General features: G+C 66.7%; 26 protein-coding genes and 1 tRNA gene. 9 read left to right on the top strand and 18 right to left on the bottom strand.

The genetic code is table 11. The features are described 5' to 3' along the window. Nucleotides 1–61: 61 nt before the first annotated feature. Entirely contained in the window at nt 62–808 is a 747-nt protein-coding gene (locus tag ACI1V7_RS19100; RefSeq protein ID WP_404533352.1) for a LytR/AlgR family response regulator transcription factor, read from the bottom strand. Next, nucleotides 805–1890 (bottom strand): sensor histidine kinase, encoded by a 1086-nt coding sequence (locus ACI1V7_RS19105; protein ID WP_404533353.1) that lies wholly within the window; start codon nt 1888–1890, stop codon nt 805–807. Before ACI1V7_RS19105 ends, ACI1V7_RS19100 begins: the two co-directional genes overlap by 4 nt. A 146-nt stretch (nt 1891–2036) precedes the next feature. On the opposite strand from ACI1V7_RS19105, the gene ACI1V7_RS19110 reads away from it, so the two are divergent. Further along, nucleotides 2037–2948: a DJ-1/PfpI family protein gene (locus ACI1V7_RS19110; RefSeq protein WP_404533354.1), complete on the top strand. Its 912-nt coding sequence runs from the start codon at nt 2037–2039 to the stop codon at nt 2946–2948. 119 nt (nt 2949–3067) lie between these two features. Then, nucleotides 3068–3916 (top strand): hypothetical protein, encoded by an 849-nt coding sequence (locus ACI1V7_RS19115; protein WP_404533355.1) that lies wholly within the window; start codon nt 3068–3070, stop codon nt 3914–3916. Nucleotides 3917–3988: 72 nt separating this feature from the next. On the opposite strand, the gene ACI1V7_RS19120 is transcribed toward ACI1V7_RS19115, so the two are convergent. The 8 genes from ACI1V7_RS19120 to ACI1V7_RS19155 all read right to left on the bottom strand — a co-directional run bounded on the left by ACI1V7_RS19120 (nt 3989) and on the right by ACI1V7_RS19155 (nt 11215). Next, on the bottom strand, nt 3989–4906 hold the full coding sequence (locus ACI1V7_RS19120) for a PEP-CTERM sorting domain-containing protein (protein WP_404533356.1): 918 nt from the start codon (nt 4904–4906) through the stop codon (nt 3989–3991). Between the two features lie 267 nt (nt 4907–5173). After that, nucleotides 5174–5422, bottom strand: a complete 249-nt coding sequence (locus tag ACI1V7_RS19125; RefSeq protein ID WP_404533357.1) for a hypothetical protein — start codon at nt 5420–5422, stop codon at nt 5174–5176. A gap of 195 nt (nt 5423–5617) precedes the next feature. Then, nucleotides 5618–5693: transfer RNA gene (locus ACI1V7_RS19130), tRNA-Phe, on the bottom strand. Nucleotides 5694–5800: 107 nt separating this feature from the next. Next, nucleotides 5801–7285 carry a PA domain-containing protein gene (locus tag ACI1V7_RS19135; protein ID WP_404533358.1) on the bottom strand — a complete coding sequence of 495 codons (1485 nt, stop codon included), beginning with the start codon at nt 7283–7285 and terminating at the stop codon, nt 5801–5803. 3 nt (nt 7286–7288) lie between these two features. Continuing rightward, nucleotides 7289–7693 (bottom strand): post-PEP-CTERM-1 domain-containing protein, encoded by a 405-nt coding sequence (locus ACI1V7_RS19140; RefSeq protein ID WP_404533359.1) that lies wholly within the window; start codon nt 7691–7693, stop codon nt 7289–7291. 20 nt (nt 7694–7713) lie between these two features. After that, nucleotides 7714–8346, bottom strand: coding sequence for a choice-of-anchor J domain-containing protein (locus tag ACI1V7_RS19145; RefSeq protein WP_404533360.1), 633 nt, complete (start codon nt 8344–8346; stop codon nt 7714–7716). A gap of 507 nt (nt 8347–8853) precedes the next feature. After that, nucleotides 8854–9339, bottom strand: coding sequence for an acyl-CoA thioesterase (locus ACI1V7_RS19150; protein ID WP_404533361.1), 486 nt, complete (start codon nt 9337–9339; stop codon nt 8854–8856). A 103-nt stretch (nt 9340–9442) separates the two neighbouring features. Further along, nucleotides 9443–11215, bottom strand: coding sequence for a methyl-accepting chemotaxis protein (locus ACI1V7_RS19155; protein WP_404533362.1), 1773 nt, complete (start codon nt 11213–11215; stop codon nt 9443–9445). A 161-nt stretch (nt 11216–11376) separates the two neighbouring features. Between ACI1V7_RS19155 and ACI1V7_RS19160 the strand changes: the two genes are divergently transcribed. Next, the gene (locus tag ACI1V7_RS19160; protein ID WP_404533363.1) at nt 11377–12069 is read left to right on the top strand and encodes an alpha/beta fold hydrolase; all 693 of its coding nucleotides are present in this window, start codon (nt 11377–11379) and stop codon (nt 12067–12069) included. A gap of 11 nt (nt 12070–12080) precedes the next feature. Here the strand turns inward: ACI1V7_RS19160 and ACI1V7_RS19165 are convergent, their stop codons facing one another. Both ACI1V7_RS19165 and ACI1V7_RS19170 read right to left on the bottom strand, forming a co-directional pair. Next, the gene (locus ACI1V7_RS19165; RefSeq protein WP_404533440.1) at nt 12081–12752 is read right to left on the bottom strand and encodes a PEP-CTERM sorting domain-containing protein; all 672 of its coding nucleotides are present in this window, start codon (nt 12750–12752) and stop codon (nt 12081–12083) included. A gap of 252 nt (nt 12753–13004) precedes the next feature. After that, nucleotides 13005–14462 carry a catalase gene (locus ACI1V7_RS19170; RefSeq protein WP_404533364.1) on the bottom strand — a complete coding sequence of 486 codons (1458 nt, stop codon included), beginning with the start codon at nt 14460–14462 and terminating at the stop codon, nt 13005–13007. Between the two features lie 212 nt (nt 14463–14674). Here ACI1V7_RS19170 and ACI1V7_RS19175 point away from each other — a divergent pair, with 212 nt between their 5' ends. Beyond that, entirely contained in the window at nt 14675–16045 is a 1371-nt protein-coding gene (locus ACI1V7_RS19175; protein WP_404533365.1) for an HD-GYP domain-containing protein, read from the top strand. Here the strand turns inward: ACI1V7_RS19175 and ACI1V7_RS19180 are convergent. Next, on the bottom strand, nt 16002–16739 hold the full coding sequence (locus tag ACI1V7_RS19180) for a TetR/AcrR family transcriptional regulator (protein ID WP_404533366.1): 738 nt from the start codon (nt 16737–16739) through the stop codon (nt 16002–16004). The two genes, ACI1V7_RS19175 and ACI1V7_RS19180, sit on opposite strands and share 44 nt — an antisense overlap. A gap of 68 nt (nt 16740–16807) precedes the next feature. On the opposite strand from ACI1V7_RS19180, the gene ACI1V7_RS19185 reads away from it, so the two are divergent. Next, nucleotides 16808–17941 (top strand): FAD-dependent oxidoreductase, encoded by a 1134-nt coding sequence (locus ACI1V7_RS19185; protein ID WP_404533367.1) that lies wholly within the window; start codon nt 16808–16810, stop codon nt 17939–17941. 100 nt (nt 17942–18041) lie between these two features. On the opposite strand, the gene ACI1V7_RS19190 is transcribed toward ACI1V7_RS19185, so the two are convergent. From ACI1V7_RS19190 to ACI1V7_RS19205, 4 genes are all read right to left on the bottom strand, one after another. Continuing rightward, nucleotides 18042–18470: an organic hydroperoxide resistance protein gene (locus tag ACI1V7_RS19190; protein ID WP_290413938.1), complete on the bottom strand. Its 429-nt coding sequence runs from the start codon at nt 18468–18470 to the stop codon at nt 18042–18044. A 59-nt stretch (nt 18471–18529) separates the two neighbouring features. Continuing rightward, complete coding sequence (locus ACI1V7_RS19195) at nt 18530–18979, bottom strand: MarR family winged helix-turn-helix transcriptional regulator (protein WP_404533368.1); 450 nt, start codon at nt 18977–18979, stop codon at nt 18530–18532. Nucleotides 18980–19058: 79 nt separating this feature from the next. Then, on the bottom strand, nt 19059–19907 hold the full coding sequence (locus ACI1V7_RS19200; protein ID WP_404533369.1) for a CAP domain-containing protein: 849 nt from the start codon (nt 19905–19907) through the stop codon (nt 19059–19061). 55 nt (nt 19908–19962) lie between these two features. Continuing rightward, a complete protein-coding gene (locus ACI1V7_RS19205; protein WP_404533370.1) occupies nt 19963–20304 on the bottom strand; it encodes a zinc ribbon domain-containing protein YjdM in 342 nt (113 codons plus the stop codon). Between the two features lie 143 nt (nt 20305–20447). On the opposite strand from ACI1V7_RS19205, the gene ACI1V7_RS19210 reads away from it, so the two are divergent. The 3 genes from ACI1V7_RS19210 (at nt 20448) to folE (ending at nt 24646) form a co-directional block, all read left to right on the top strand. Beyond that, the gene (locus tag ACI1V7_RS19210; RefSeq protein ID WP_404533371.1) at nt 20448–22484 is read left to right on the top strand and encodes a M13 family metallopeptidase; all 2037 of its coding nucleotides are present in this window, start codon (nt 20448–20450) and stop codon (nt 22482–22484) included. Nucleotides 22485–22681: 197 nt separating this feature from the next. Then, a complete protein-coding gene (locus ACI1V7_RS19215; protein ID WP_404533372.1) occupies nt 22682–23689 on the top strand; it encodes a MerR family transcriptional regulator in 1008 nt (335 codons plus the stop codon). Between the two features lie 207 nt (nt 23690–23896). After that, nucleotides 23897–24646, top strand: coding sequence for a GTP cyclohydrolase I (gene folE, locus ACI1V7_RS19220; RefSeq protein WP_404533373.1), 750 nt, complete (start codon nt 23897–23899; stop codon nt 24644–24646). 34 nt (nt 24647–24680) lie between these two features. Here the strand turns inward: folE and ACI1V7_RS19225 are convergent, their stop codons facing one another. Then, the gene (locus tag ACI1V7_RS19225; RefSeq protein ID WP_404533374.1) at nt 24681–24836 is read right to left on the bottom strand and encodes a DUF2256 domain-containing protein; all 156 of its coding nucleotides are present in this window, start codon (nt 24834–24836) and stop codon (nt 24681–24683) included. A gap of 42 nt (nt 24837–24878) precedes the next feature. On the opposite strand from ACI1V7_RS19225, the gene ACI1V7_RS19230 reads away from it, so the two are divergent. Next, the gene (locus tag ACI1V7_RS19230; RefSeq protein ID WP_404533375.1) at nt 24879–26396 is read left to right on the top strand and encodes a BCCT family transporter; all 1518 of its coding nucleotides are present in this window, start codon (nt 24879–24881) and stop codon (nt 26394–26396) included. Nucleotides 26397–26459 lie beyond the last annotated feature (63 nt).

The following is a 26459-nucleotide window of genomic DNA, read 5'->3' on the forward strand; positions in this document are numbered from 1 at the left end:
GGCTTGGGCGGCTTGGCAATACCGCACGGTTGCGTGCGGCCCGAGTCGCCTGCCGGCGGGATCATCCTCCGCGTAGGGGGCGTGCTACTTCGCCTGCCTGCAGCCGCTCCAGCACCGCCTTGCGGTAGCGCCGGCTCATGCGCAGGCGCTGTCCCGATGCGAGCACGGCCTCGTATTCGCCGTCTTCGCGGATCTCCAGCGCGCGCAGCCGGTCGAGGTTGACGATGGCGGAACGGTGCACGCGGTGAAAGCCGTGCGTCGCCAGCAGCGTCTCCAGCTCGGCCAGGCTGCGGCGCAGCATGTGGGCCCGGCCGCCCGCGTGCAGCGTCGAGTAGTAGTCGCTGGCTTCGATCCAGTCGATGTCCGCGAACCGCACCACGTCCAGCGTCGCGCCGTTCTTGACGATGAAGCGCTGCTGTTCGCCGGGCACGCGCAGGCGCTCCTTGGCCCGCTCCAGCACGCGTGCGAAGCGGCGGTCGTCGAAGGGCTTGAGCAGGTAGTCGAGCGCGCCCACCTCGAAGGCGCGCAGGGCGAACTGGTTGTGGGCGGTAACGAAGACCACGGCGAAGGCTGGCGACGGGCCGATGCGTTCGAGCAGTTCGAAGCCGTCGCATTCGGGCATCTCGATGTCGAGGAACACCAGGTCGGGGCGCATGCCCCCGATCGCCGCCAGCGCCTCGTCGGCCGAGCCGCACTGGCCCACCACGCGGATCGCCGGATCGCGCGCGAGCAGGAAGGCCAGGTTGGCGCGTGCCAGCGTCTCGTCGTCGACGATCAGGGCGCGCAGCAGCGGGGCGGCGTCCGTCATCGTTCGCGGTAGGGAAGCACAATGGTCGCCAGCACGCCGGCGCCGCCTTCGTTCTGCAGGCGCAAGGCCTGGGCGTCGCCGTACAGCGCCTGCAGGCGCTGGCGCGTATTCGCCAGGCCCACGCCTTCCGCGACCCGTTCGGGCAGCGGCGGCCCGTCGTTGAAGACGGAGAGCCGCAAGGTCGCGCCGTCGCGCTGCGCCGCCACCTGCAGCTCGCCGCCGCGGGCGCGCTTCGCGATGCCGTGCTTGATGGCGTTTTCGACCAGCGACTGCACCACCAGGTCGGGCACCTGCGCCTTCATCAGCGTCTCCGGCACGTCGATCCGGTAGCGCAGCCGCTCGGCGAAACGCATCTGCTGGATGTCCAGGTATTTGTGCACGAAGTCGATCTCGTCCTCCATCGTCACGAACTGGCCTTCCGAGCGGTCCGTCACGCGGCGCAGAAGGTCGCCCAGTGCCGCCGTCATCGCGATCGCCTCGTCGTGCCGCTGTTCGCGGATCAGCGCCGTGATCGCGTTCAGGGCATTGAAGATGAAATGCGGCTCGATCTGCAGCCGCAGCGCCGCGAGCTGGGCCTGCGCCAGCAGCTCGGCCATGCGCGCGCTGGCCGCTTTCTGGTGCAGCAGGCGGCTGCGCGCATCGATGCCGATGCTGAGCGCGACGATGGCGCCGTACAGGACCACGTCGCCGATCAGGTTGCCCAGGAACTTCGCGCGCCACAAGGGCAGGAACGGGTCCGGTCCCTGGGGGTAGGCGAACGGATTGGTCGTGTGCTCGAGCAGCGCCGACCAGGTGGCCCACACGGCGCCGATCGCGAGGCAGGCCGCGCCGTGCACGAGCCAGGGCAGCGCGTTCCTCGAAGGCAGCGGGAAGCGCCGCAGCAGCGCAAGCGGAATGGGCGTGAACAGTGCCCATACGGACCAGATGGCGGTGGAGACGAAGAACAGGGTCAGCCAGGCATGGTGCATGCCCATCGCACGCATCGAAACGACGGTCTGGGCGCCGTCGAACATGCCCAGCGCCAGCCAGGCCAGCGCCACGTGGCGCCAGGGGATCATCGAGTCATGGGTACGTGCTGTCATGGCGCCATCATAGGGGAAACGATGGCGGCCGGGGACGGTTTGCAGCGAATCCACGGCTGCCTGCAGCAAGGTGCCTCGTGCCGCGGCTGCAGTCGGGGGACACTGCATGCCTCGCCGGCCGTGCCGGTTCACTCCAAGGACCCTCCATGAACAGACGTGACCTCTTCCGCTTGTCGACCGCCTTGGGCCTGGGCGCGGCCGCGGGCCCATCCCTTGCCGTCTCGGGCCGCGCGGCGCCCACTCCTGATGGACGCGCCACCGCGCCGCTGCAACCGCCGTCCGAGGGCAGCATTCCCGTCGCCTTCCTGCTGTCGCAGAACGCCGAAGTGATCGACTTCGCGGGCCCATGGGAAGTTTTCGACAATGTCGGCATCCCCGGGCAGGACAATGCGGCGGCGTTCCAGTTGTACACGGTGGCGGAGACGCTCGAGCCGATCAGGGCGACCGGCGGCATGACAATCGTCCCCAACCATACGTTCGCCACCGCGCCGGCGCCCAAGGTGATCGTGATCCCGGCCCAGAGCGCGCCCACGGACCCCGTGCTGGCGTGGGTCAGGGAGGTGTCGCGCGGCGCGGACCTGACGATGTCGGTCTGCACGGGAGCGTTTTTGCTCGCGAAGACGGGGCTGCTGTCCGGACGGCCAGCCACGACCCACCATAACCACTACGGACGATTCGCGATGCTGTACCCGGACGTCGAGCTCAAGCGGGGCGCGCGCTACGTCGAGTCGGGCAAGTTCGCCAGCGCCGGCGGCCTCTCGTCCGGTATCGACTTGGCGCTGCGCGTGGTCGAGCGTTATTTCGGTCGCGCGGTGGCGGCGAAGACGGCCGATGCGATGGAATACCAGGGGCAGGGCTGGCTCGACCCGGACTCGAACAAGGCCTATGCGCAGCGGCGCGTGTCTACCGACCTGCACCCGCTGTGCCCCGTGTGCGACATGGACGTGGCCAAGGCCACGGCGCCATCGTCTGTGTACCGCAAGCGCACCTATTACTTCTGCATGGACGCGCACAAGGCGGCGTTCGACGGGAATCCGGTGAGCTTCGCGGTCAAGTGAGCCGTGCATACCAGGGATCTGAAGGCATTTTGCCAGGTCGATACCTTCAAGCCTCGACCGATATACCACAGCCTGAAGGAATAGCATAATATGTACTGATATTTCTTCTAGGGAATTTTATGGCAGAACGTCTTCAGTATGTCGATGGCGCGGAAAAGATTTTTGTCTTCGACCAGGTATATCCGCTGACTGCAGCGAATGAGCAGGCGAATCAGAAAAAGCTGAATGCCTTCGGATTCATGGCAAAGCTGAATCCGTTCAAAAGGCCCAAGGACGAAACCGTTCTTTTATCGAAGCACGTGTTACGTTACGAACCGTTCTGGCATGTCGTGACGACACGTGCCGTCGATTATTCGCGCGAATTGATCTACCCCGTAGAGATCGGAAATGCTTACGCCAACAAGGTGATCATCAACGGGAAAGAATACTCGATTGCAGAGCAGGGAAACAAACGGACAATCAATCTGCAGGCGATCGAGTTCTCTCACAGAAAAATCAAATACGAGGACCACTTGGATGGGTTATCACGCGAACTGAAAAAAGGCGCGTTGGCCAATTACATCAATAAGTACAAGGTGCAGGAACAATCGGTACTGGAGCTGCCTGAAGCGATTGTGCCTCAGTTACGCTTGCCCATGCTGATGCAGAAAATTCGCCAGACGCTGGCAGCGGAAGTCATCAATGCGCACGAGTTCCAGGACGACCTGATTACCGTCGAAAAGGTGCACCTGTATTACCGCCCCGTGTTTGCGTTCGAATTTGCCTGGACGACGGAGGATAAGGTCGGTGTGATCGAGGTCGACGGACTGACGGGCGAAGTGATCGAAAACGGTCAGTGGTTCAGGGAAAAGCTCCAGGCCATCACTACGCGAGAAATGCTGTTCGAGATGGGCTCGGAGTTGGCAAGCGCATTTGTTCCTGGCGGGGGAGCGGCTGTCAAGGTAATCGAAAAGATCACCGCGGATTGAACGAGTCAGGGTGTGCTGTCGCCAGAGTCTCTCTGGCGACGATGCCCACGACGTGAATCGCTTACGGTCCGATTAGTCGAAGGCGCCGTTTCTTTTTGCGGCCAACTGCTCCGCCGCGAACCGCTGCAGCGCAGCGGCGGTGGCAGGCGCGATGCCGAGTTCGCGCGCGACCGGGTCGGCGGCGCCGAGCGAGCGCGGGTCGCGGCCGGTGACGTCGCCGAAGATCGTCAGCGCTTCCAGGTAGTAGCCGTGCACGCTGGCGTGATAGGAGTCCGGCGCCCACAGGTTGACCTGGCCGGGCGCAATGCCGTCGTAGGGATTGGGGTCGGCCACGCCGCCGGCGATGGCGCGGTTCCAGGCCTCGCCGACCGGGATGACGTCGCGGATGCGGTGCGCGCGGGCCGCCGTGTCGTAGCCGCGGCGCACGTCCAGCGCCATGCGCTCGATCGGCGCGCCATACCAGGCGCCGCCCGGCTTGTAGGCCTGGTCGGCGCGCGACCAGGTCGACACCAGGCGGATGTCGACGTTCGGATTGCGGGCGCGGAAGGCGTCGGCGAGCAGGCCCGTGTACTTGACGAGCAGGTCCGGGTTGCCCGGCTTGTGGGCATCCAGCGTGCTGTAGCTTTGCAGCAGCACGACGTCGAACGGCTTGACGATGGTGTCGTACTTCTGCGCATAGTGGGCGTCCAGGCCGGCGCCCGGGATGGTTTCCAGGCTGACGTCGTAATCCAGGCCGGCCTGTTCCGTCATGGCCTTGAACAGGGCCGGCACCCCGCCGATGCCCGTGCCGTTCAGGTCCGTGACCGTGTGCGGCCGGTAGGCCTTCGCCAGCGGCGCGCCGCCGGCCGGATCGCCGTAGGTAAAGCTGTTGCCGACAAAGAGGATCGTGGTGGCTGGCTTGGCGGTGGGCAGCTGGCGGGTCGAGCAGCCGAGCGTCAGCATGGCGAGGAAGACGGCGCCGCTATGGCGCAGGGCATGGGAAGAACGCATCGGATGTCGCGTGCCGGGATGGCAAAAGGGTTTCTGTCAGGCAAAGTGTAACCCGTTTGGCGCCTTGTGCGAACTCCTGGCGGTTACCCGATGGCGTTCAAACAACATGGGCCGCACCTGCGCCCGTGGCAGGGGGCGTGCCTGAAACGCAGGTTGCGGTTGCCACCCGTTGCCAGCGCAGGCGCCGGGCCCTGCAGCGAATGCGGCGTCGAGCCGGTGCCGGGATCCGCCGGCTGCCTGCCCGCGGACACCCGCCCGGAAATGCCGCTAGCCCTTGTCGGACTGGCGGTTGCCACGCTCCAGGTCGGGGGGCGGATGCAAGTCCTTGGGCCCCTTGTAGATCGTGTTCGGAGGATGCTTGCCCTGGTGCTGCTCGCTCTTGTCCGATGGGGTTTCCCCTTGCCGGTGCTCGTAGGACTTGCCCCTCGCTTCCTTGACCCTGCTGCCGGAGTCGTTGCCGGATTTGCCCGTGTCGTTTGCCGTGCCTTTACTCTTGGAACGTGTCTTGGCGCCCATGTCGGTACTCCTTGATTAGCTTGCCAACGCACTCCGCTCGGAACGACAACTGGGAGTGACCAGACGGAGTTTGGGGAGGTCCGGTCGATTGCAAGGCGGGAGATGCGGATCGTGACTGCAGCGGCGGTGTCCGGAAACGACAACGCCACCCGAAGGTGGCGTTGTCATTGCAGCGTGGTACTGCTGCGGAATTCTTGGTGGCCCGGGGCGGAATCGAACCACCGACACAAGGATTTTCAATCCTCTGCTCTACCAACTGAGCTACCAGGCCAAGGCGGCGCATTATAGCACGTCTTACGTAAAGTACATAATCCTGCCACATCGCATGCGTCGCGCGGCCCCGGTCCGGCAGGGGGGCGCCGGACCGGGGCCTGCCTGTCACCAGCCGATGTCCTTCAACAGCGGCAGGGTCAGGTCGTATGGCGCCACCAGTTTGGTGCCGAGGTCCGCATTGATGTTCGGCTCCATCAGCAGGTTCGGGCTGGCGGTGACGTCCCAGTGCGAGACGGACGAGCCCGGGGCCAGCGTGGCCGGCGTGTACAGCAGCGGACGGCCGGAGGCGTCGGCGCCGGCGATGCGGGACGGATCGGTGCTCAGGTTCACGGTGACGACGCCCGGCTTGGCGCGGCTGCCGAGGAGGGCGGCACTGCCGACCGAGGTCGTCAGCTTGTTGCCGTCTTCCTGCGAAACGCCCACGGCCGGGATGGTGACGGTGGCATCGGTGCCGCCCGGGACGAGCGCGCCGGCCACGTTGTTGGCCAGGATGACGCCGACGGCGCCCGCGTTCTGGGCATTCTTGACCTTGACGGCGAACGTGCAGCCGCCGCGGCTGATGACGGGCACCTTGCCCTTCACGGCGACGGTGTTGGCGGCATTGAACTCGCTGCAGCCCGGGCCGAGTTCGCCGGCCTGGGTCGCGATCAGGGCCAGGGTGCCGAGCGTGCCGCTGGACGGCGGCAGCGGGCCGAACGAGGAGGTATTGAAGTCGATGCTTAGGTTGCCGTTGGCGGCCGGCGAGACGGTCTTGATGACCGGGGTCGCCTTGAGCATCTGCTTGGCGCCGGCAACCGCGTTCGGGCCGGTCCAGGCCAGTTGCAGCGGATTGATCGCCGAGGCGCGGCGCTCGGCCGAACTCATGTTCAGCCACGATTTCCGCGCCGTGTTGTCGTACATGAACTGTTCCCAGATGCTCGGCAGGCCGCCGGTCGCCACGTAGGCGCTCGCGTCGGCGTTCAGGCGGTATCCGCTCGAGGTCGAGACGCTGAGGACGGAGAAGCCCAGGCCGTGCCCCAGTTCGTGCAGCAGCGTTTCGACGAAGTTGACCTTGTTGCCGGCATTGCCGTCCAGGCCCAGGTAGAACGGCGAGCCGTCCAGGCAACCCGGGTTGCCCAGGTTGACGTTGAACTGGGTCTTGATGTCGACGCCGCCGTAGCCGCTGCCGTCGTCGTAGCCTTCGCTCAGGTTGACGCCGGCCAGCTTGTTGGCCAGCGCCTGTGGATACCAGGTGCCCGGCTTGCCGTTCTTGAAGTCGGACCAGATGTTCCAGGCGCCGGCGCTGCCCAGGGTGGCCGAGGAGGACGTGCAGGTGAGCGCTTCCCAGCCTGCGCTGACGGTGATGGTGACGTCGCTCTTGATGTTCTGTTCCCAGATGCCGGCGACGTATTTGTAGACGTTCCAGCGCTGCTCGCCCAGGGTGGTGCCTGGGTTGCCGCCCACCGGTGCGACCGGGGTCGGATCGTTGAAGCCGACGCCGGCGGGGTCGCGGCTGGTGATCTGGATGGTGGCAGCGTGCGCGCCCAGGCAAGTCAGGGCGCCGGCGGCGATCAGGGAACGGACGGTGTGCGAAATGACGTTGGTGCGCATGAATTACTCCACGACGGGGGTGTTGGCGGCAGGCGCTTCCTGCGCGGTCTCGGCGGTGCCGTGCTCGATCTTGAGGCTGCCGTCGGGCTGGCGGACAGCGACCGACGAGGTCAGGAACTCGTCCGTCAGGCGTGCCCCGCGGGCACCGGTGGCGTGGGTCTTGGGCAGCGTGCGCGGGGCGGCAAAGCGTGCCGTCGCGCGCGCCTTGGACGCTGCCAGCGCCTGCACTTCTTCCGGGGTGGCGGCGCGCAGGCGGCCGGTGGTGGCGTCGCGGGCCACGGTCTGGGAATCGGCGCTGTGCGGCGCCGGCTCGGCAAGCTGTTGGGCGCTGGCGGGCAGGGCGCTTGCGCACAGGGTCAGGATGCTGGCGGCGCCCAGCAGGCGCTGGAGGGAATGCGGTGTCGACATGGTGTTCTCCTGTTCGTTGTTCAGGCGCGGCGGCGGCGCGCGATACCCAGCCCGAGGGCGCCAAAGGCGAGCAGTGCCAGGCTGGCCGGTTCCGGCACGCTGGTGATGGTGACGTTGTCCAGGCCCACGTAGTCGGCCGTATTGGCGTCGCCCACGTACTGTACGCCGAAGCGCGCCATGCCCACGGTGTCCGCGCCCAGGACGGCCGTGTACTGGGTCCAGCCATCGGTCGGCACCACGCTGACAGGCGTCATGTTGACGAACTCGCCGTTCAGGTTGAAGCCGAAGTTCACCTGGTCGTAGTAACCGTCGAGCGCTTCCGCGCGCAGCCAGAAGGTGACGGTAGCGCCGCCGGTGGCATCGAAGAGCGGCGACAGCAGCCAGCTGCTGAGCGTGCCGTCGGCACCGGCCAACTGGTAGCCGGCGGCCACGTAGGACGTGGCAGCGCCGGACTGGGCGGCGAAGGTGTCCGGATTACCGCCGAACCAGCCATTCAGGACGGTGCTGCCGGTATCCACGCCGAGCCAGCCCTTGGCGGCCAGGCCGTCCTTGCCGTAGACGGTGTCGAATCCTTCGGTGGTCACGATACTGGCCTGTGCCGACATGGCCATCCCTGCGAGTGCCAGTCCGGCGAACGCTTTCTTCATCATCATGGGTAGTGCGCCTCTTCAAGTGTTGGAAGCGGGGTCTGCGGTGCCCCTCTGCGTGACCAAGAATGCATTGGTTCTATGTCACGGAATGGAGGAATTGCATATTGCGTGCCATGCCGATAAACATTTGATTTCCAAAAAGAAAATCAAAGACGCTTAAAAATTGTCATTGAAATGTAAGAAATATCGACGGATTTGTAGGAAAGGAGACTTGCGCACCATTTATGCGCACCCTTTGTGCAGTCACCAGGGAAACTTTAAATTCCTATAGGAACGAGATAACCGGTAGTTACATTTTTTTGGTGGGAGCGTGGCTTGGTGATATTACAAATGGTTACATTTGAGGCGTCAGACATTTCCGAGTAAGTGGAAAGATTTCCGACAAGACGCATCGGTTTGCCCCAGGACGGCGCATTCGTGGGGAAAACGCATGGCATGCACCGGGATCGGGCATGCGCGAGGAAAAAGGGAGGGAGAAGGGTACAGGCGCGCGATAGCGACGCGCCGGAATCAGCCGCGGGCGGCCGTGCGTTCGGCGTGCTGGCGTTCGAGCGCCATGCGCAATTCCTTGCGGCCCTTGGCTTCCTCGAAGCGGCGCTGCTCGTCCGGCGTGAACGGACGCAGCGGCGGGACCGGGACGGGCTGCTTGTCGTCGCCGACGGCCACCATGGTGAAGAAGCAGCTGTTCACGTGGCGCACGGCCTGGCTGCGGATGTCCTCGGCCACGACCTTGATGCCGATTTCCATCGAGGTACGGCCCGTATAGTTGACGGCGGCCAGGAAGGTCACCAGTTCGCCCACATGGATCGGTTGGCGGAACGTCACCTGGTCCACGCTCAGGGTCACGACATACGTGCCCGCGTAGCGGCTGGCGCAGGCATAGGCAACCTGGTCGAGCAGCTTCAGGATGGTTCCGCCGTGCACGTTGCCGGAGAAATTGGCGGTGTCCGGGGTCATCAGGACCGTCATGGTCAGTTGGTGGGCAGGGAGGTTCATGGCGGCAGTCTTGATTGAAGAAACGAAATAAGGCAGATGGTGCCTCATAACGCCCGCTGCCACAACCCGGCGTATCGACGGGTTGCCCGGCAGCGGAAACGCGTCAGAACTCTTCCCAGTCGTCGCCGGCCGTCGTCGCGGCCGGCTGAGGGGCCGGCTTGGTGACCGGCTTATTGACTGCATTCGTGGCAGGCTTGGTCGCGGCCTTTGCAGCGGCCTTTGCAGCGGCCTTGGCAGCGGCCTTGCGCACCGGCGGCAGCGCCGGCTTGGCCGCAGTCCTGGCGGCCGGCGCGGCGACGGCCGGCGCCGTGCGCTCGCCGCCGTCGACCTGGAACAGCGCCACCTGGGCCACCAGTGCCTCGGCCTGGTCCTGCATCGAACGGGTGGCGGCGGCCGACTGCTCGACCAGCGTGGCGTTCTGCTGCGTGCTGCCGTCCATTTGCAGGATCGCCTGGTTAACCTGGGCGATGCCGCTGGCCTGTTCGCGGCTGGAGCTGACGATCTCGTTCATGATGTGCGACACGCGCGCGATGCCGTCGACGATGCCCTGCATGGTCTGGCCGGCCTGGCCGGCCAGCGTCGAACCGTCGGCCACGCGGCGGGTCGACGCGTCGATCAGGTCCTTGATTTCCTTGGCGGCGGCGGCCGAACGCTGGGCCAGCGCGCGCACCTCGGCGGCGACCACGGCGAAGCCGCGGCCCTGTTCCCCGGCGCGGGCTGCTTCCACCGCCGCGTTCAGCGCGAGGATATTGGTCTGGAAGGCGATGCCGTCGATCACGCCGATGATGTCGGCGATGCGCGAGGACGAGGCATCGATCTCGCCCATCGTCTCGACCAGCTGGCCGACCATGGCGCCGCCGTCGCGCGCCACCTTCGCCGCGTCCGCCGCCAGCTTGTCGGCCTGCTCGGCGCTCGCCGCGCTGTTGCCGATCGCCTGGGTCAGCTCTTCCATCGACGACGCCGTTTCCTCCAGTGCCGAGGCCTGGCTCTCGGTGCGCGCGGACAGGTCGCGCGTTTCGCCCGCCATCGTCGCGATCGAGGCGCCGATGCTGGTGGCGCCGGTGCGCACCTGGCCGACGATGCCGGACAGGCTGGCGCGCATGCGTTCCAGGGCGGCCATCAGGCTGTCCTCGTCGCCGGCCCGGCGCGGCACGTCCACGCGCAGGTTGCCGGCCGCGATCTCGGCGGCCACCGCGGCGGCTGCCGCCGGCTCGCCGCCCAGACGCTTGAACAGGGCGCGCACGAACAGCACGCCGGCGGCGATGCTGAAGACCAGCGTGGCCACGCACAGGGCCACCAGCACGTTGCCGCTGCGCTGTGCGCTGGTCAGCACCGCGTGCGATTGCGTATCGATGGCGCGCTGCTGCAGGGCCAGAAGTTCGTTGATCTTGCCGACGTAGCTGTTGGCGGCCGGCGTGTAGGCCTGGTCGAACAGGGCCAGCGCCTCATCGTTGTTGCCCTCGGTCTTGAGCTTGGCGACGCGATTGCGCGCTTCCGTGTACTTCTCGCGCACGCTGCCGATCTCGGCGAACACCGCCTTTTCCTCCGGCGTCTCGAGCAGCTCGCCGACCTTCTTCTGCAGTTCGCTGCCGCGCGCGCTCGATTCGCGCGCTTCGTCGGCATAGGCCTTGGCCAGGTCCGTGTCCGAGGCGCGGGTGATCAGGGCGGTGCGCTTGACGCCCACCGAGGTATTCAGCAGCCAGCTCGAGATCAGGCGTTCCTTGGCGAGCGGGCGCTGGGTCAGGGCTTGCGTGTCGTCGGCCAGCACCTGCAGGCGCCAGATGGCGACGGCGGTCGACAGGAAGGACAGGGCGATGATGATGGCGAACGTGAACCGGAGCTGGTTGCGTACGCTGGAGGTGGCGGATGGGTTCACGACGGTTCCTGTGAGGGTTGCGGAGGGCTACTCCCGAAGCATAGATTTTGAACGAAATGATTCTGCAATGCAACATAAGTGATGTAAATTACATGAAGGTGTAGATGACTCATACCTGGGTATGAGCCGGGAGGCGAGGGCGCATCTGCTAGGATGCGGACATGGCTATCCTCCTTGTCCCCGGCTTCATGGCCGACGAAACTCTGTGGAACGACATGCTGCCGGCGCTGGAGCGTTTCGGTCCCGTCGTGCACGCCGACCTGCGCCACGACACCTCGGTCGAGGCGATGGCGCGGCGCGTGCTGGAGACGGCGCCGCCGTCGTTCCTGCTGGTCGGTTTTTCGATGGGCGGCTACGTCGCCCGCGCGATCGCGCGCCAGGCGCCGGAGCGGGTGCGCGCACTGGTGCTGGTCGCCACGTCCACCCGGCCCGACACGCCGTCGCTGCAGAAGCGCAAGGGCGCGATCGGCGCCGCCGCGCCGTCGATCGCCTTCAGCGGCTTGAGCCGCGTCGCCGTGGCCAGCTCGCTGCATCCGAAGCAGCGCGACAACGAAGCCATGATCGAGTGCGTGCGCGCGATGGGCGTGCGCCTGGGCGGCGAGGTGTTCCGGCGCCAGTCGATGCTGGACCGTCCCGGCGACCTGGAACGCTCGCACGAGATCCGCTGTCCCACGCTGGTCGTGGCGGCCGCCGAGGACCGGCTGCGCAGCATCGATGAAGCGCGCGAGATGGCCGCTGCCATTCCCGGTGCCGTGCTGGAGGTCGTCGAGGACAGCGGCCACATGATCCCGATCGAGGCGCCGGAGCGCCTGCTCGACATCGTCGTGCCCTGGCTGGCAGCGCACGAAGGGTAAGGACGGCCCCGCTATGCGTTCGCGCGGCCGGCGCGCCGGCGCAGCGCCAGCGTACCCGCCAGCAGGCTGGTCACCAGCAAGACCCATTGCGCCGGCTCGGGAACCGGGCTCAGCACCATCAGCGAAAACGTGCCGGCATCAGCCCCCATCCGATAGGCGAAGGTGTACTCGGGAATGCTGCGGTAGGCCGTGAATGCAAAGCGTGGCTGCATGCCGGTGCCGTCGACGACGAGCTGCATCAAGGGCCCGCCTGGCCCGAGGCTGCCCGCAGGGGCGATGAGGAAGTATTCGAACTTCAAGGCGTAGCCATGGGTGGTGTCCGACGGGTCGAGCCAGATCTCGTGCTGGTAGCCGTCTCCGCCGGAGAAGGAGGGCGTGTACAGGACGGCGTTCCCGGACGCCGTGCCGGCATACTGCCAGTGCAGGTCGCCCACGCGGAAATCGATGACCGTGTCGCTGTCGACCTGGCCCGCCCATTGCTCGCGCTCGGGCAACGGTCCGGACCAGTCGAACGTGGACGACAGGGTCAGCTCGTACGCAAGCGGGGACGCGTAGGAGATGTCGTTCCCCGGCTGCAAGGCTTCGAGGGCGGCCGGATCCACATAGGTCGTGCCCGTCGAACGCGTCACCACCGTCACCGGCTCGGCCATGGCCGGCGTCGCGGCAAGCAGGAGTGGCGCCATCACGGTTGCAGACATCCTTGTACGCAAGCTGGACATGGAACCTCCTGGACCGGGGACGCATGCAAGTATTGACGCGAAGCGGGCGGGGCGGCGCACGATAAGCGATGGGCGTGGTCCACACGCGTTCCGGCCTTGCACGGACAAAAAAAAGCCGCTCCGGGTGGTCGGAGCGGCTGTGTCTCGCCGTGCATCAGGATGCTTGCTTCATGGGGCCGCGTCCAGCTGGCGGCCCATCGTGCAAGTGCTTCCCGTTCAGGCCTTGTTCAGGATGCGGTTGACCGCGTCTGCCACGCCCTTGCCGTAGGCCGGGTCGGCTTTCGCCAGGTGGCCGATCCAGCGGTCCTGGACCGTGGCGTCGGCTTGGCTCAGCGCGCCGGCCATATTGTTGATCAGGTCGCGCTGCTCGTTGGCGTCCAGCAGGCGGAACAGGTTGCCGGCCTGGGTGTAGTGGTCGTCGGTCATGCGGGTGTCGTAGCGGCCCGCCACGCCTTCCACCTGCCAGCCCGCATCGCCGTGGCCGAAGCCGCCGGCCGCCGGCACGCTGCCCATGTGCACCGGATCGTAGTTCTGGGCCGCGCCGCCGTTGCCGACCGCCATCGCGCCATCGCGCTGCTGGTTGTAGACCTCGACGCGCGGACGGTTCACCGGCAGGTACTGGTGGTTGGTGCCGATGCGGTACAGCTGGGCATCGTGGTAGGAGAAGATACGTGCCTGCAGCATCTTGTCCGGGCTGTAGCCCATGCCCGGCACGATGTTGCCCGGCGACAGGGCTGCCTGCTCGACGTCCGCATGGTAGTTCTCCGGATTGCGGTTCAGTTCCAGGATGCCGACCTTGATGCGCGGGAAGTCGCCGTGCGGCCAGACCTTGGTCAGATCGAACGCATCCCAGCCGGTCTTCGCTTCCCACGCCTGGCGCTGCTCGTCGTTCATGATCTGCGCTTCCACGCTCCAGCGCGGGAAATTACCGGTGGCGATCGCGTTGAACAGGTCGCGCTGCGCATAGTCCGGGTCGGCGCCGGCCAGGCGGGTCGCTTCCGCCGCGCTCAGGTTCTTGATGCCCTGCAGGGTCTTGAAGTGCCACTTGACCCACACGCGTTCGCCCGCATCGTTGATCAGGCTGTAGGTGTGGCTGCCGAAGCCGTGCATGTGGCGGTAGCCGTCCGGGGTGCCGCGGTTCGAGAACAGCGTGGTCACCTGGTGCAGGCTTTCCGGGGTATTGCTCCAGAAGTCGAACATCATCTGGGCCGACTTCAGGTTGCTCTTCGGATCGCGCTTCTGGGTGTGGATGAAGTCCGGGAACTTGATGCCATCCTTCAGGAAGAACACCGGGGTGTTGTTGCCGACCAGGTCCCAGTTGCCGTCTTCCGTATAGAAGCGCAGCGCGAAGCCGCGCGGATCGCGTTCGGTGTCGGCCGAGCCTTTTTCGCCGCCGACGGTCGAGAAGCGCAGGAAGGTCTCGGTCTGCTTGCCGACCTGGGCGAACACCTTGGCGTTGGTGTAGCGGGTGATGTCCTCGGTGACCGTGAAGGTACCGAAGGCGCCCGAGCCCTTGGCGTGCACGACACGCTCGGGGATGCGCTCGCGGTTGAAGTGCTGCAGCTTCTCGATCAGGTGGAAGTCCTGCAGCAGCACGGGGCCGCGCGGACCGGCGGTGATCGAATTCTGGTTGTCGACGACGGGAATGCCGGAGGCGGTGGTCAGTTTGCTCATGTCAGTTCTTTCAGGACGATGGTGGGGGCTATCAAGCGCCTTTACTCGATAGCTGAGTGCTATTTGTATTCATGGTAGAGCGTTAAGGCGATTTAATCAAACTATCCATTTGTATAGCGACGATAGAAAAAATAAATTCTGCTTGGCGCTGCCTTAGCTGTAGTCTATTTCTCAAAATCATCAAATATTTCATTTAAGATACAAAAAGCGCCATGGATCCCTCTGCCTTCGCCCAAAAATCACTGAAACTGTCGGAACTGATCGGATCCCTCAGCTACGCCCTGGACATCACGGAAGGCCAGCCGGCCGGGCATTGCGTGCGCTGTTGTTGGATAGGAACACATATCGGCCGTCAAGCGGGCCTCCCGGAAGACCAGTTGTGGGAGCTGTACTACACACTGCTGTTGAAGGACCTGGGCTGCAGCAGCAATGCCGCGCGCATCTGCGCGCTGTACCTGACCGACGACCTGGACTTCAAGCGCGACTACAAGATGGTCGGCGACAGCCTGCCCCAAGTACTCGGTTTCGTGCTCAAGCACACGGGGCTGAAGGCCGGCCTGGCCGAGCGTTTCCGCAGCGTGATGACGATCCTGCGCGACGGTCCGGAGATCGCGCGCGACCTGGTCGCCACGCGCTGCCAGCGCGGCGCCGAGATCGCGGCGCTGCTGCGTTTCCCGCAAGGCGTCTCGGACGGCATCTATTCGCTCGACGAGCACTACAACGGCGAGGGCAAGCCGGCGCGCCTGGCCGGGGACGACATTCCCATCTATTCGCGCATCGCCCTGCTGGCGCAGGTGATCGACGTGTTCCACACCGAGAACGGCCGCGCGGCCGCGCTGGCGGAAGTGCGCGCGCGTTCGGGGCAGTGGTTCGACCCGCGCCTGGTCGACGCCTTCGTGGAAGTCGCGCGCGACGAAGCGTTCTGGAGCGTGCTGTCCAGCCCGGGCATCGACGATGCCGTGGCCGCGCTGCAGCCCGCCGGCAGTTCCCAGCAGCCGCTCGACGACGACTACCTGGACGACATCGCCGTCGCCTTCGGCCAGGTGGTGGACGCGAAGAGCCCCTATACCAGCGGCCACAGCGCGCGGGTGGCGCTGTACACGGACATGATCGGCGAGGCGCTGGGCCTGTCGCTGCAGCGCCGCCGCTGGCTCAAGCGCGGGGCGCTGCTGCACGACGTGGGCAAGCTGGGCGTCAGCAACAGCGTGCTCGACAAGGCCGGGGCGCTCGACCGCGCCGAATGGGACGCGGTCAAGCAGCACGCCGCCTTCACCGAGACCATCCTGGGCCGCATCGACGCCTTCCGCGAGCTGGCGGAGATCGCCGGCGCCCACCACGAGCGCCTGGACGGCAACGGCTATCCGCGCGGCCTGGGCGCGGAGGACATCCGCCTGGAGACGCGCATCATCACGACGGCGGACATCTTCGACGCCATCACGGCGGCGCGTCCGTACCGCGGCGCGATCCCGGTGCCGCAGGCGCTCGACATGATGAGCAAGACGGTCGGTACGGCACTCGACCCCCAGTGCTTCGATGCGCTCAGGCGCGCGGTGGAGCGGGTGCCGTTTCCGGAAGCGGCGTAGCGTCCTGCTGCAGCAGGCCGATGCCGTCGAGGATCAGGTCGATACCCGCAAGGAAATCGTCACGGTCGTCATGGGCGCGCAATAGGGCGCCCATGCTGCGGGTGAACGCGAAGTCCTGCGCGTCCAGCTGGCTCCACATGGCGGCCACGCTGTCCAGGTAGCCGTCCCGGCTGCCCAAGCCGCGCTCGCGCGCCAGGCGGCGGTTCGCCGCATTCTGGCCCGCCAGGCCAAGCACATAGTTCAACAGCGTGGACGTCGCCATCCACAGCGCGTGCTCCGGTACGCCAAGTGCCTGCACTTGCCGGCCCAGTGCTTCCAGGATGCGCACCATCGGCATCCGTGCCGGACTGCGCGCCAGTTCCGTCCCCACCCACGGATGCGTGTCGATCGCATCGAACAGGCCCAGGCCGATGGTGCGGATCCGCGTGCGCGCCGTCGCATCGGTTGCCGCGCCGGCCATCGTCGCGGCAACGATGGCGTCGCAGGCCGCGTCCAGCAGGTCGTCCTTGTCATCAATGTGCCAGTAGATGGCGCCCGCACCGGTGGCGAGGGCCTGCGCCAGCGCGCGGAAGGTCAGGCCTTCCTCGCCTTTCTCGTCCAGCAGCGCGATGGATGCTTCGACGATGCGTTCCCGCGAGAGCGAGGGAGCGCCACGTTGCGTGCGCCGGGTAGTCGTGGCCATGGTGCTTGACATCAGTGGAACATCGTTCCAATAATACTGTGGAACACCGTTCCACAACATGCTCGACAAGGAAAAACACCATGGCACCCACCATTGCGATCGTTGGCGCCGGGCTCGGCGGCTTGCTGCTGGCCCGCGTACTGCACCTGCACGGCATTGCGGCCACCGTCTATGAAGCCGAGGCCGGACCCAAGGCGCGCGCCCAGGGCGGCATGCTCGACATCCATGCGGAAGACGGGCAGGTGGCGCTGGCCGCGGCCGGGCTGACCCGGGAATTCGGTGCCATCGTCCATCCCGGCGCCGAAGCGACACGGGTGCTGGGCCGGGATGGCACGGTATTGATCGATGCGCCCGACGACGGCAATTTCCATCGTCCCGAAGTGCCGCGCGGGGAGCTGCGCCGCATCCTGATCGCATCGCTGCCGCCCGGCACCGTGCGCTGGGGCTGCAAGGTCGCAGGCGTGACCGCGCTTGGGCAGGGGCGCCATGCGCTCGCGTTCGCCGACGGCACGCGCGTGACGGCCGACCTGGTGGTGGGAGCGGACGGCGCCTGGTCGCGCATCCGGCCGCTCGTCTCCGCAGCACAGCCGGCCTACACGGGTTTCGTGTTCGTGGAGACCTGGCTGCACGACGCCGACGCGCGCCATGCCGCGGCAGCCCGGGCGGTAGGTGCGGGCATGCTGATGGTACCGGCGCCGGGGCGCGCCATCTTCGCGCACCGCGAGCCCGGCGGCGTGCTGCATGCCTACCTGGTGCTGGAACGGTCGCTGGAGTGGATCGCCGCCATCGACTTTGCCGACCGGCCTGCGGCCCTGGCTCGCATCGCCGCCGAATTCGACGGCTGGGCGCCGCAACTGCGGACCCTGGTGCTCGGCAGCGATACCGATCCCGTGCCGCGCGCCATCCACGCGCTGCCCGTCGGTCACCGCTGGGAGCGCGTGCAGGGCGTCACCTTGCTCGGCGATGCCGCGCACCTGATGCCCCCGTCCGGAGACGGGGCCAACCTGGCGCTGTTGGACGGAGCCGAACTGGGACGCGCCATTGCCGCCCATGTCGGCAACCTCGAGGCCGCGCTCGCCGCCTACGAGGATGCGATGTTCGTCCGCAGCGCACGCGTCGCGCGCGAGGCGGAGGCGATGCTGGAAACGCTGTTCGGTCCCCGTGCGCCCGCCGGCGTGCTCGAGATGTTCGGCGGCGGCGGTGTCGTGGGCTGATACCGGCCCAGGTAACAAAAAAGGCGCCGGCCCATTGCGGGCGGCGCCTTGTCGGATGCGTGCCGGGGCGGAGCGCCTGCTCCATCCCGGTCGTGGACGATCAGATCAGGGTCAGCTTGACGTCGATGTTGCCACGGGTGGCGTTCGAGTACGGGCACACGATGTGGGCGGCATCGACCAGGTCCTGCGCCACGGCGCGGTCCAGGCCCGGCAGGCTCACGGCCAGTTCGACGGCCAGGCCGAAACCGTTGGGGATCGGGCCGATCGAGACGCTGGCGTCGACGGCACCGTCGGCCGGGAAGGCGATCTTCTTCTGGCCGGCGACGAATTTCATCGCGCCGATGAAGCAGGCCGAGTAGCCGGCGGCGAACAGCTGTTCCGGGTTGGTGGCGCCGCCCTTGCCGCCCATTTCCTTCGGCGGCTGCAGGGTCACGTCCAGGATGCCGTCGTCGCTGACGGAACGGCCTTCGCGGCCGCCGGTGGTGTGGGCCTTGGCGGTGTACAGGACTTTGTCGAGTTTGGTGGTCATGGCGTTTCCCTTTCTGTGTTTTTCGTTCAGGTTAAATTCAAACAAATACATCGATGCTTCTACAGCGAGCTGGCCAGGCGCTGCCGCAGCAGCTTTACTTCCTCGGCCAGCTTCACGATCTCGTCCACGCTGCAGCCGGCGGCGCCCAGGATGCACGCCGGAATGGCGGCGGCTTCCTGCTTCAGCGCGCGCCCCGCGTCCGTCAGCCGGATCACGACCCGGCGCTCGTCCTGCGGATCGCGGCTGCGGTCGACCAGGCCCTGGGCCTCGAGCCGCTTCAGCAGCGGGGTCAGCGTGCCGGAATCGAGGAACAGGCGTTCGCCGATGTCGGACACGGTGATCCCGTCGCCTTCCCACAGCACCAGCAGGGCCAGGTATTGCGGATAGGTCACGCCCAGGCGGTCCAGGTGGGGCTTGTACACCTTCGTCATCGCCAGCGATGCCGAATGGAGTGCAAAACACAGCTGGTTGTCCAGCAGCAGGGCTTCGTGTGCAGCGTTCGTTTCCATGGGTTGAACTATAGCGCGCAATTCCATTGCGCGCAATATGTCTATGCCAATCGTGTTGATAGCGAACGTATATGAAGGCTCAACGGGGCGCGCCGAAGACCTGGGTCCAGTAGGCGGTGCGGTTGTCGTTGCCAGGATTGATCGCGTAGGCGGCGCCCATCTCGCTGAACTTCGGGTTCATGATGTTGGCGCAGTGGCCCGGGCTGTCGAGCCAGGCGGCCATGGCCTCGGCCGGCGTGCGCTGGCCGGAGGCGATGTTCTCGCCGACGACGCGCCAGCGGTAGCCGGCGCGGGTGGCGCGGTCGGCCGGGACGGTGCCGTCCGGCTGCTGGTGGCTGAAGTAGTGGCGCTGCGCCATGTCGTCGCTGTGCACGAAGGCGGCCTGGCCCAGTAGCGGGTTCCAGCTGAGCGGCCCCGCCGGTCCGAACGCGCGGTCGCCGCAGGTGCGCGGCCGTGCCCGGGTGGCGTTCACGAGCGCCAGGATTTCCTGGCCGGCCTGCTGCCATTCCGGCAGGTCGGGGATGACGACGGGACGCGCCAGCACGACCTGCCAGCCGTTGCCCAGGTGCGCCGTGCCGATCGCGCTGAAACCATCATCGAGGAGCCGGCCGCAGTACTTCTGGCGCAGCACGTCCATCGCCGCGCGCGCATCCTGCGGGCCCGTGAGGACGATCGCCTCGGCCCGCTCCGCGCGGTAGCCGAGCTGGCGCAGGCGCGATTCGAGGAAGGTGCCCACGCCGATGCGCACGTTGGACAGGGCGGGTTCGACCGCCAGCGCAGGGGCCGGGGCGGCGCCCTTGCAATCGCCGGGCGCGGCGCGGTAGGCGTTGACGAGGTCGGCCAGCTCGTCGGCGCGGGCAGGCGTCGAGAAAGCGGCGCTCGCGAGGAGGGCGATCGAGAGGACGGAGAGGCGGGCGAGGGATGTCATACGGCCCCATAGGTGGGGCCGCCCGCCGCGTTTTCCAGTCGTCTTGCCTGATGCCTTATGCCTTGCGCACGAATTCCGACTTCAGGCTCATCGCGCCGAAGCCGTCGATCTTGCAGTCGATGTCGTGGTCGCCGTCGACGAGGCGGATGTTCTTGACCTTGGTGCCCTGCTTGACGGTGCCGCTGCCGCCCTTGAGCTTCAAGTCCTTGATGACGGTGACGGTATCGCCGTCCTGCAGCAGGTTGCCGGAGGCATCGCGCCATTCCTTGACGTCGGCCGCATCGGCCTGCGCGGACGGCCGCCATTCGTTGCCGCATTCCGGGCAGGTGAGCAGGCCGCTGCCGTCGTCGTAGGCATAGGCCGATTGGCATTGGGGGCAGGGCGGCAAGGTGGACATGGAAGGCTCCGGCAAAGCGCGGGATTATACCGCCCGCCGTGTGGCGACCATCCAACCTTGTCTATACAGAATGTTGGCTTGAAAACTTTTAATTCGGAAAGGATTAAATTAGCATGCAGCCTCGTCGAAATAATGGAGACTTCATGAAACGCACCCTGTGCAGCGCCCTGATCGCCGGCGCGTTCGCCATGCATGCCCACGCCGCGGATGGCGTGCCGTCCGCCGCCTCCGGCGTGGACAAGGCCGCCGTCGATGCCGCCGTCCGTCCGCAGGACGACTTCTTCCGCTACTCGCAAGGCAACTGGCTCAAGAGTACCGAGATCCCCAACGACCGCTCGAGCTGGGGCGCCTTCAACATTGCACAGGAAAACGTCGAGGGCCAGATCCGCACGCTCATCGAACAAGCCGCCCAGGACAAGGGGGCTGCGGCCGGGTCGGACAGCCAGAAGATGGGCGACTACTACGCCAGCTACGTCGACAAGGCACGCCGCGACGCGCTCGGCGCGAAGCCGCTGGCGCCGGAACTGGCGCGCATCGCCGCGCTGAAGGACAAGGGGGGGCTCGGCGTGCTGGCCGCCCACGCGGAGCGCATCGGCGCCGGCAGCCCGCTGCGCATGGGCGTGGGCCAGGACAGCAAGCAGTCGACGGCCTATCTCGTCGAGATCGCGCAATCGGGCCTGGGCATGCCGAACCGCGACTACTACCTCCAGTCCGGCGACGCCAAGCTGATGGACACGCGCGCCAAGTACCAGGCGCACGTGGAAAAGCTGCTGGCGCTGGCCGGCCAGCCCGATCCCGCCGGCCAGGCCGCGCGCATCGTGGCGCTGGAAACGGAGATCGCCAGGGCGCAGTGGAGCGCCGTGCAGAACCGCGATCCGGTCAAGACCTACAACAAGCTGTCCGTCGAGCAGCTGAAGGCGCTGGCGCCGGGCTTCGACTGGGATGGCTGGATGCAGGAGCAGGGCATCGCCGGCAAGGCGCCGTTCGTGAACGTGGCCCAGCCGACCTACCTGCAGGCCTTCGACGGGATCGTCGCCGCCACGCCCGTCGCCACCTGGAAGTCCTACTTCACCTGGCGCCTGCTGAGCGCCTACGCGCCCTACCTGTCCCAGGACTTCGTCGATGAGAGTTTCGCCTTCCGCGGCACCGTGCTGACGGGCGCCAAGGTCAACCGCGCCACCGAGAAGCTGGCGATCGCCCAGATCAACCGCGACCTGGGCGAAGTGGTTGGCAAGGTCTATGTGCAGCACTACTTCCCGGCCGAGCGCCGCGCCCAGGTGCAGGACATGGTGAACAACTTCCTGCTCGCGTTCAAGGAGCGCATCGACACGCTGGACTGGATGACGCCGGACACCAAGAAGGCGGCCCACGCCAAGCTGGCCAAGATCTCCGTCAAGGTCGGCTATCCGGACAAGTGGCGCGATTATTCCACGCTCGCGATCAAGCGCGACGACCTGGCCGGCAACGTGCTGCGCGCGCGCGAATTCGCCCACCAGTACGGCGTGAACAAGCTGGGCAAGCCGGTCGACCGCAGCGAATGGCACATGACGCCGCAGACCGTGAACGCCTACTACAGCCCGGAGATGAACGAAGTCGTGTTCCCGGCCGCGCGCCTGCAGGCGCCGCTGTACGACGCGAACGCCGAGCCGGCCATCAACTACGGCGCGGTGGGCATCTCGATCGGCCACGAGATCAGCCATGCCTTCGACGACCAGGGCGCCCAGTACGACGGCGACGGCAACCTGCGCAACTGGTGGACGAGGGAAGACGGCGAGAAATTCGCCGCCAAGGGCAAGGTGCTGGTCGCGCAATATGGCGCCTACAGCCCGGTGCCGGGCTACACGCTCAACGGCGAGCTGACGCTGGGCGAGAACATCGCCGACAACGCCGGCGCCATCATGGCCAGCCGCGCTTACCACATCTCGCTCAAGGGCAAGCCGGCGCCGGTGATCGACGGCTTCACGGCCGAGCAGCGCATCTTCATGGGCCTGGCCCAGGCGCGCCGCGGCAAGGCCCGCGACGCGGCGCTGATCGCCCAGGTGAAGTCCGACCCGCACTCGCCGTCCGAATTCCGGGTCAACGGCAGCCTGCGCAACCATCCCGGCTATTACGAGGCGTTCGACGTGAAGCCGGGCGACAAGATGTATCTGAAGCCGGAAGAGCGGGTGATTTTCTGGTAACAGTCCCGCCAAATTGATACCGTCGTCCCCGCGAAGGCGGGGACCCAATGTCGTTTGCGCGGCAGCGACGCGTGAAAATTGGATCCCTGCCTTCGCAGGGAAGACGGGTCAGGTGTCGCATTTCTGCCTCCGACACCTTTTGACCAGCCCCTGACCCGCTATAATGACGAAATTGACGGTTCATAGGCGGTTCAATCATGTCCAACCAACACGACGACGATAGCGACGTCACCTACCGCAGCGGTGTCGCGGCGCGCCTGGCCGGCCTCTCGGTCGAGACCCTGCGCGTGTGGGAACGCCGCTACGAGCTGTCCGACACGCGCCGTTCCGCGCACGGCCAGCGCCTCTATTCGGCGGCCCAGGTACAGCGCCTGGGCCTGCTCAAGCAACTGGTCGACCAGGGCCATCCCATCGGGCAGCTGGCCCACCTGCCCGTCGAACGCCTGCGCGAACTGGCGAACGGCGACGGGGCGGACGACCTGCCGGCCGGCCCGATCGGCGTGGTCGTCATCGGCCTTGGGCTGGCGCGCCGCATCGCTGCCAGCTCGGGCGATGCACTGCTGCTCGACGTGCAGGCCAGCTGGTCGCGCTTCGACCAGCCGGCGACACAGGCCCAGGCACAGGCGGAACACGGCGGCACCGACGTGCTGCTGGTCGAATTGCCGGAGCTGGACGAGGGCGCCGTGCCCATGATCGCGCAAGCGCGCGACGCCGTCGGCGCCGCCGCCGTGGTCGTGCTGTACCGCTTCTGTTCCAGCGCCACCATCCGCGCGCTGCGCGCCCGCGGCAGGGTCGTGGCGCGGGTGCCGGCCGAGATGGGCGAGCTGGTGCCGCTGTGCCGCCAGGCGCTGGCCGGGCAGTCGCTGTCGCCGCACCTCGTGGCCAAGTCCGCCGCCAGGGCGCAGGCCGAGCCGCCGGCGCGCCGCTTCGACGACGAGGCCCTGGCCAGCATCACGGCGGCCGGCAACCGCCTCGCCTGCGAATGCCCGCGCCACCTGGCCGACCTGCTGCTGATGGTGGGCAGCTTCGAACGCTACAGCGCCCAGTGCGCCTCGCGCAACGAGGCCGATGCGCGCCTGCACCAGGACCTGGGCCAGGCCGCGGCCCAGGCGCGCGTGGTGCTGGAAGGCGCGATGGAACGGCTGGCGCGGGCTGAGGGCCTGCCGCTGCCGCCGGCGCGCCGCGGGCCGCCCGTGCAACACTGAACCGGGGTTGCCGCTCCCGAAAGAGGGGCTCGACATTTACGCCGGACAATACCGGGCTATAATCCCGTACTTCATCGACGGTCCCCAGCGACCGTCCGCACGATCCCGGGACTGGCCGTCCCGCACCGATGCACGAGGCGACGCGCCGCGTCGCCGCCCGCGCCACATGGGCGCGCTGCATCCGATTGACTAGATTTCAGGAATTTCATGCCGAACGACCTCATTCCTCCTTTCGAGCCGGAGAACCTTGCCGACGCCGGAAGCACCGCTGCCGCCAGCCCCGCCGTCAGCCCTGCCTCGCAGCGCATCCGCGCGCGCCTGCAGGCCAGCGGCACCCGTTATTTTGCCAACGACAACATCTCGGCCCACATTGCGCCCGGCGAGATCGAGGAACTGGTCGACGAAGTGAGCGGCAAGATGCAGGGCGTGCTGGAAAGCCTCGTCATCGACACCGCGGCCGACCACAACTCGCGCGACACCAGCCGCCGCGTGGCCAAGATGTTCGTCAAGGAAGTCTTCGGCGGGCGCTACGAGCCGATGCCGGCCGTGACGGAATTCCCGAACGTGTCGAACATCGATGAACTGATGGTGGTGGGGCCGATCACCGTGCGCAGCGCCTGCTCGCACCACCTGTGCCCCGTCATCGGCAAGGTCTGGATCGGCGTCGTGCCGAATGCCGAGTCGGAGCTGATCGGCTTGTCGAAGTACGCGCGCATCGCCAACTGGATCATGAGCCGTCCGCAGATCCAGGAAGAGGCGGTGATCCAGCTGGCCGACGCGCTGGAAGCGATCATGGCGCCGAACGGCCTGGCGCTGTTCATGGAAGCGGACCACTTCTGCATGCAGTGGCGCGGCGTGAAGGACATGGACGCCTCCATGGCCAACAGCGTCATGCGCGGCGTGTTCCGCGAGGATGCGGCGCTGCGCCGCGAATTCCTCTCGCTCGTCAAGCGTTAATAAAGTAATATCATCCCTGCCACCGGCAGCGGCATTACCCGGCGCTGCCGCCTTTGGCGGCGCGCCGGCAGCGCTCGGAGCAGAACCGCACGTTCTCCCAGTCGCGCTCCCATTTTTTCCGCCAACTGAAGGGCAGCCCGCAGCGGGCACATGGCTTGCTGGGCAAGTCGCCCTTCTTGCGCATCTTCATCGTCGTTCCTCCGCATGCCGGCGCCTGTATTCAAGGAGCTCTATGCAAATCATCTTGTCCGCAGGTTTCATCCTGCTCATCGTATTGTGGGGCATCGTCGCGCCGGCCAGCATGGCGGCCGTATTCGACGTGCTGCTCGCCGCCTTCACCCGCAACTTCGGCTGGTTCTACCTGTGGCTGGTGCTGGGTCTCGTCATTTTCGCCTTTTTCGTCGCGTTCAGCCGCTACGGCGACCTGAAGCTGGGCGGAGAGGACGACGAGCCGGAGTTCTCGATGGGCAGCTGGTTCGCGCTGCTGTTCGCGGCCGGCATGGGCATCGGCCTCGTGTTCTACGGCGTGGCCGAACCCGTCTCGCACTGGGCCGATCCGCCACCCGGCGTGGCGCCCAGGACGGCCGATTCCGCCGGCGCCGCCATGCGCTACGTGTTCTTCCACTGGGGCGTGCATCCGTGGGCCGTGTTCGGGGTGGTGGCGCTGTCGATCGCCTTCTTCCACTACCGCCGCGGCGAGGTCGCGCTGATCAGCAGCGCCACGTCGTCGCTGCCGTGGCGTCCGGTGCGCGCCCTGTCCGGCGTGTTCGACGGCCTGGCGGTGGTGGCCACCGCCTTCGGCGTCGCCGCCTCGCTGGGCGTGGGCGCGCTGCAGATCAACAGCGGCCTGCACAAGACGCTGGGCATCGCCATCAGCGCGCCCTGGCAGGTCGGCCTCATCGCCGCCACCACCGTCGTGTTCCTGCTGTCCGCCGTGAGCGGCGTCGACAAGGGCGTGAAATTGCTGTCGAACTTCAACCTGATCCTGGCGGCCATCCTCGCGCTGGTCGTGTTCGTGCTCGGCCCGACGGTGGCGATCATCGACACCTTCACCACCACGCTGGGCTCCTACCTGAGCGAGATCATCCGCATGAGCCTGCGCGCGGCGCCGTTCAGCGGCAGCGGCTGGGTCGGCACCTGGACCATCTTCTACTGGGCCTGGTGGATCTCGTGGTCGCCGTTCGTCGGCCTGTTCATCGCGCGCGTCTCGCGCGGCCGCACGATCCGCGAGTTCATACTCGGCACCGTGCTGGCGCCCTCGCTGGCGGCCTTCCTGTGGTTCTCGATCTTCGGCGGCAGCGCGCTGTTCATGCAGATCTGGCAGCAGGTGCCGCTGGCCGATGCCGTGCGCGCCGACGTGGCGACGGCCCTGTTCACGCTGTTCGACGCGCTGCCGCTCGGCGGCGTGATGTCCGTCGTCGCCATCTTCCTGGTGTTGATATTCGTCGTGACCTCCGGCGACTCGGCCGTGCTGGTGCTGGGCATCATGAGCACGCGCGGCAATCCGGAACCGCCCACGCGCATCAAGATCGTATGGGGCGTGCTGATCGCCGGCATCGCCATCAGCCTGCTGCTGGCCGGGGGCCTGAAGGCGGTGCAGACGGCGACCATCGTGTTCGCGCTGCCGTTCGCCTTCGTCATCATCCTGATGACGGTAGCGCTGTGGCGTGCCATGCGCGACGACTGGAAGGCCGAGAACCGGCGCGAACGCGAGATCCGGCGCCGTGTGCGCGAGATGATGTCCAAGTAAGGCATCTGCCGGCCTGTGCGCGGGCCGGCAAGCGGATATTGTCCTGCCACCGGCAATCCGCTA

Origin of the sequence: Massilia paldalensis (assembly GCF_044901715.1) — a bacterium.
In the GTDB taxonomy this organism is placed as follows: Bacteria; Pseudomonadota; Gammaproteobacteria; order Burkholderiales; family Burkholderiaceae_D; genus Telluria; species Telluria paldalensis.

Excerpts from the sequence above, each read along its gene's own strand:
- ACI1V7_RS19140 (WP_404533359.1), bottom strand. The coding sequence starts at position 7,693 with ATGTCGACACCGCATTCCCTCCAGCGCCTGCTGGGCGCCGCCAGCATC.
- ACI1V7_RS19225 (WP_404533374.1), bottom strand. The coding sequence starts at position 24,836 with ATGAAGATGCGCAAGAAGGGCGACTTGCCCAGCAAGCCATGTGCCCGC.
- ACI1V7_RS19215 (WP_404533372.1), top strand. The coding sequence starts at position 22,682 with ATGTCCAACCAACACGACGACGATAGCGACGTCACCTACCGCAGCGGT.
- ACI1V7_RS19125 (WP_404533357.1), bottom strand. The coding sequence starts at position 5,422 with ATGGGCGCCAAGACACGTTCCAAGAGTAAAGGCACGGCAAACGACACG.
- ACI1V7_RS19180 (WP_404533366.1), bottom strand. The coding sequence starts at position 16,739 with ATGTCAAGCACCATGGCCACGACTACCCGGCGCACGCAACGTGGCGCT.
- ACI1V7_RS19185 (WP_404533367.1), top strand. The coding sequence starts at position 16,808 with ATGGCACCCACCATTGCGATCGTTGGCGCCGGGCTCGGCGGCTTGCTG.
- ACI1V7_RS19110 (WP_404533354.1), top strand. The coding sequence starts at position 2,037 with ATGAACAGACGTGACCTCTTCCGCTTGTCGACCGCCTTGGGCCTGGGC.
- ACI1V7_RS19190 (WP_290413938.1), bottom strand. The coding sequence starts at position 18,470 with ATGACCACCAAACTCGACAAAGTCCTGTACACCGCCAAGGCCCACACC.
- ACI1V7_RS19175 (WP_404533365.1), top strand. The coding sequence starts at position 14,675 with ATGGATCCCTCTGCCTTCGCCCAAAAATCACTGAAACTGTCGGAACTG.
- ACI1V7_RS19150 (WP_404533361.1), bottom strand. The coding sequence starts at position 9,339 with ATGAACCTCCCTGCCCACCAACTGACCATGACGGTCCTGATGACCCCG.
- ACI1V7_RS19170 (WP_404533364.1), bottom strand. The coding sequence starts at position 14,462 with ATGAGCAAACTGACCACCGCCTCCGGCATTCCCGTCGTCGACAACCAG.
- ACI1V7_RS19205 (WP_404533370.1), bottom strand. The coding sequence starts at position 20,304 with ATGTCCACCTTGCCGCCCTGCCCCCAATGCCAATCGGCCTATGCCTAC.
- ACI1V7_RS19200 (WP_404533369.1), bottom strand. The coding sequence starts at position 19,907 with ATGACATCCCTCGCCCGCCTCTCCGTCCTCTCGATCGCCCTCCTCGCG.
- ACI1V7_RS19145 (WP_404533360.1), bottom strand. The coding sequence starts at position 8,346 with ATGATGATGAAGAAAGCGTTCGCCGGACTGGCACTCGCAGGGATGGCC.
- ACI1V7_RS19105 (WP_404533353.1), bottom strand. The coding sequence starts at position 1,890 with ATGACAGCACGTACCCATGACTCGATGATCCCCTGGCGCCACGTGGCG.
- ACI1V7_RS19165 (WP_404533440.1), bottom strand. The coding sequence starts at position 12,752 with ATGGCGCCACTCCTGCTTGCCGCGACGCCGGCCATGGCCGAGCCGGTG.
- ACI1V7_RS19210 (WP_404533371.1), top strand. The coding sequence starts at position 20,448 with ATGAAACGCACCCTGTGCAGCGCCCTGATCGCCGGCGCGTTCGCCATG.
- ACI1V7_RS19120 (WP_404533356.1), bottom strand. The coding sequence starts at position 4,906 with ATGCGTTCTTCCCATGCCCTGCGCCATAGCGGCGCCGTCTTCCTCGCC.
- folE (WP_404533373.1), top strand. The coding sequence starts at position 23,897 with ATGCCGAACGACCTCATTCCTCCTTTCGAGCCGGAGAACCTTGCCGAC.
- ACI1V7_RS19135 (WP_404533358.1), bottom strand. The coding sequence starts at position 7,285 with ATGCGCACCAACGTCATTTCGCACACCGTCCGTTCCCTGATCGCCGCC.
- ACI1V7_RS19115 (WP_404533355.1), top strand. The coding sequence starts at position 3,068 with ATGGCAGAACGTCTTCAGTATGTCGATGGCGCGGAAAAGATTTTTGTC.
- ACI1V7_RS19100 (WP_404533352.1), bottom strand. The coding sequence starts at position 808 with ATGACGGACGCCGCCCCGCTGCTGCGCGCCCTGATCGTCGACGACGAG.
- ACI1V7_RS19195 (WP_404533368.1), bottom strand. The coding sequence starts at position 18,979 with ATGGAAACGAACGCTGCACACGAAGCCCTGCTGCTGGACAACCAGCTG.
- ACI1V7_RS19230 (WP_404533375.1), top strand. The coding sequence starts at position 24,879 with ATGCAAATCATCTTGTCCGCAGGTTTCATCCTGCTCATCGTATTGTGG.
- ACI1V7_RS19160 (WP_404533363.1), top strand. The coding sequence starts at position 11,377 with ATGGCTATCCTCCTTGTCCCCGGCTTCATGGCCGACGAAACTCTGTGG.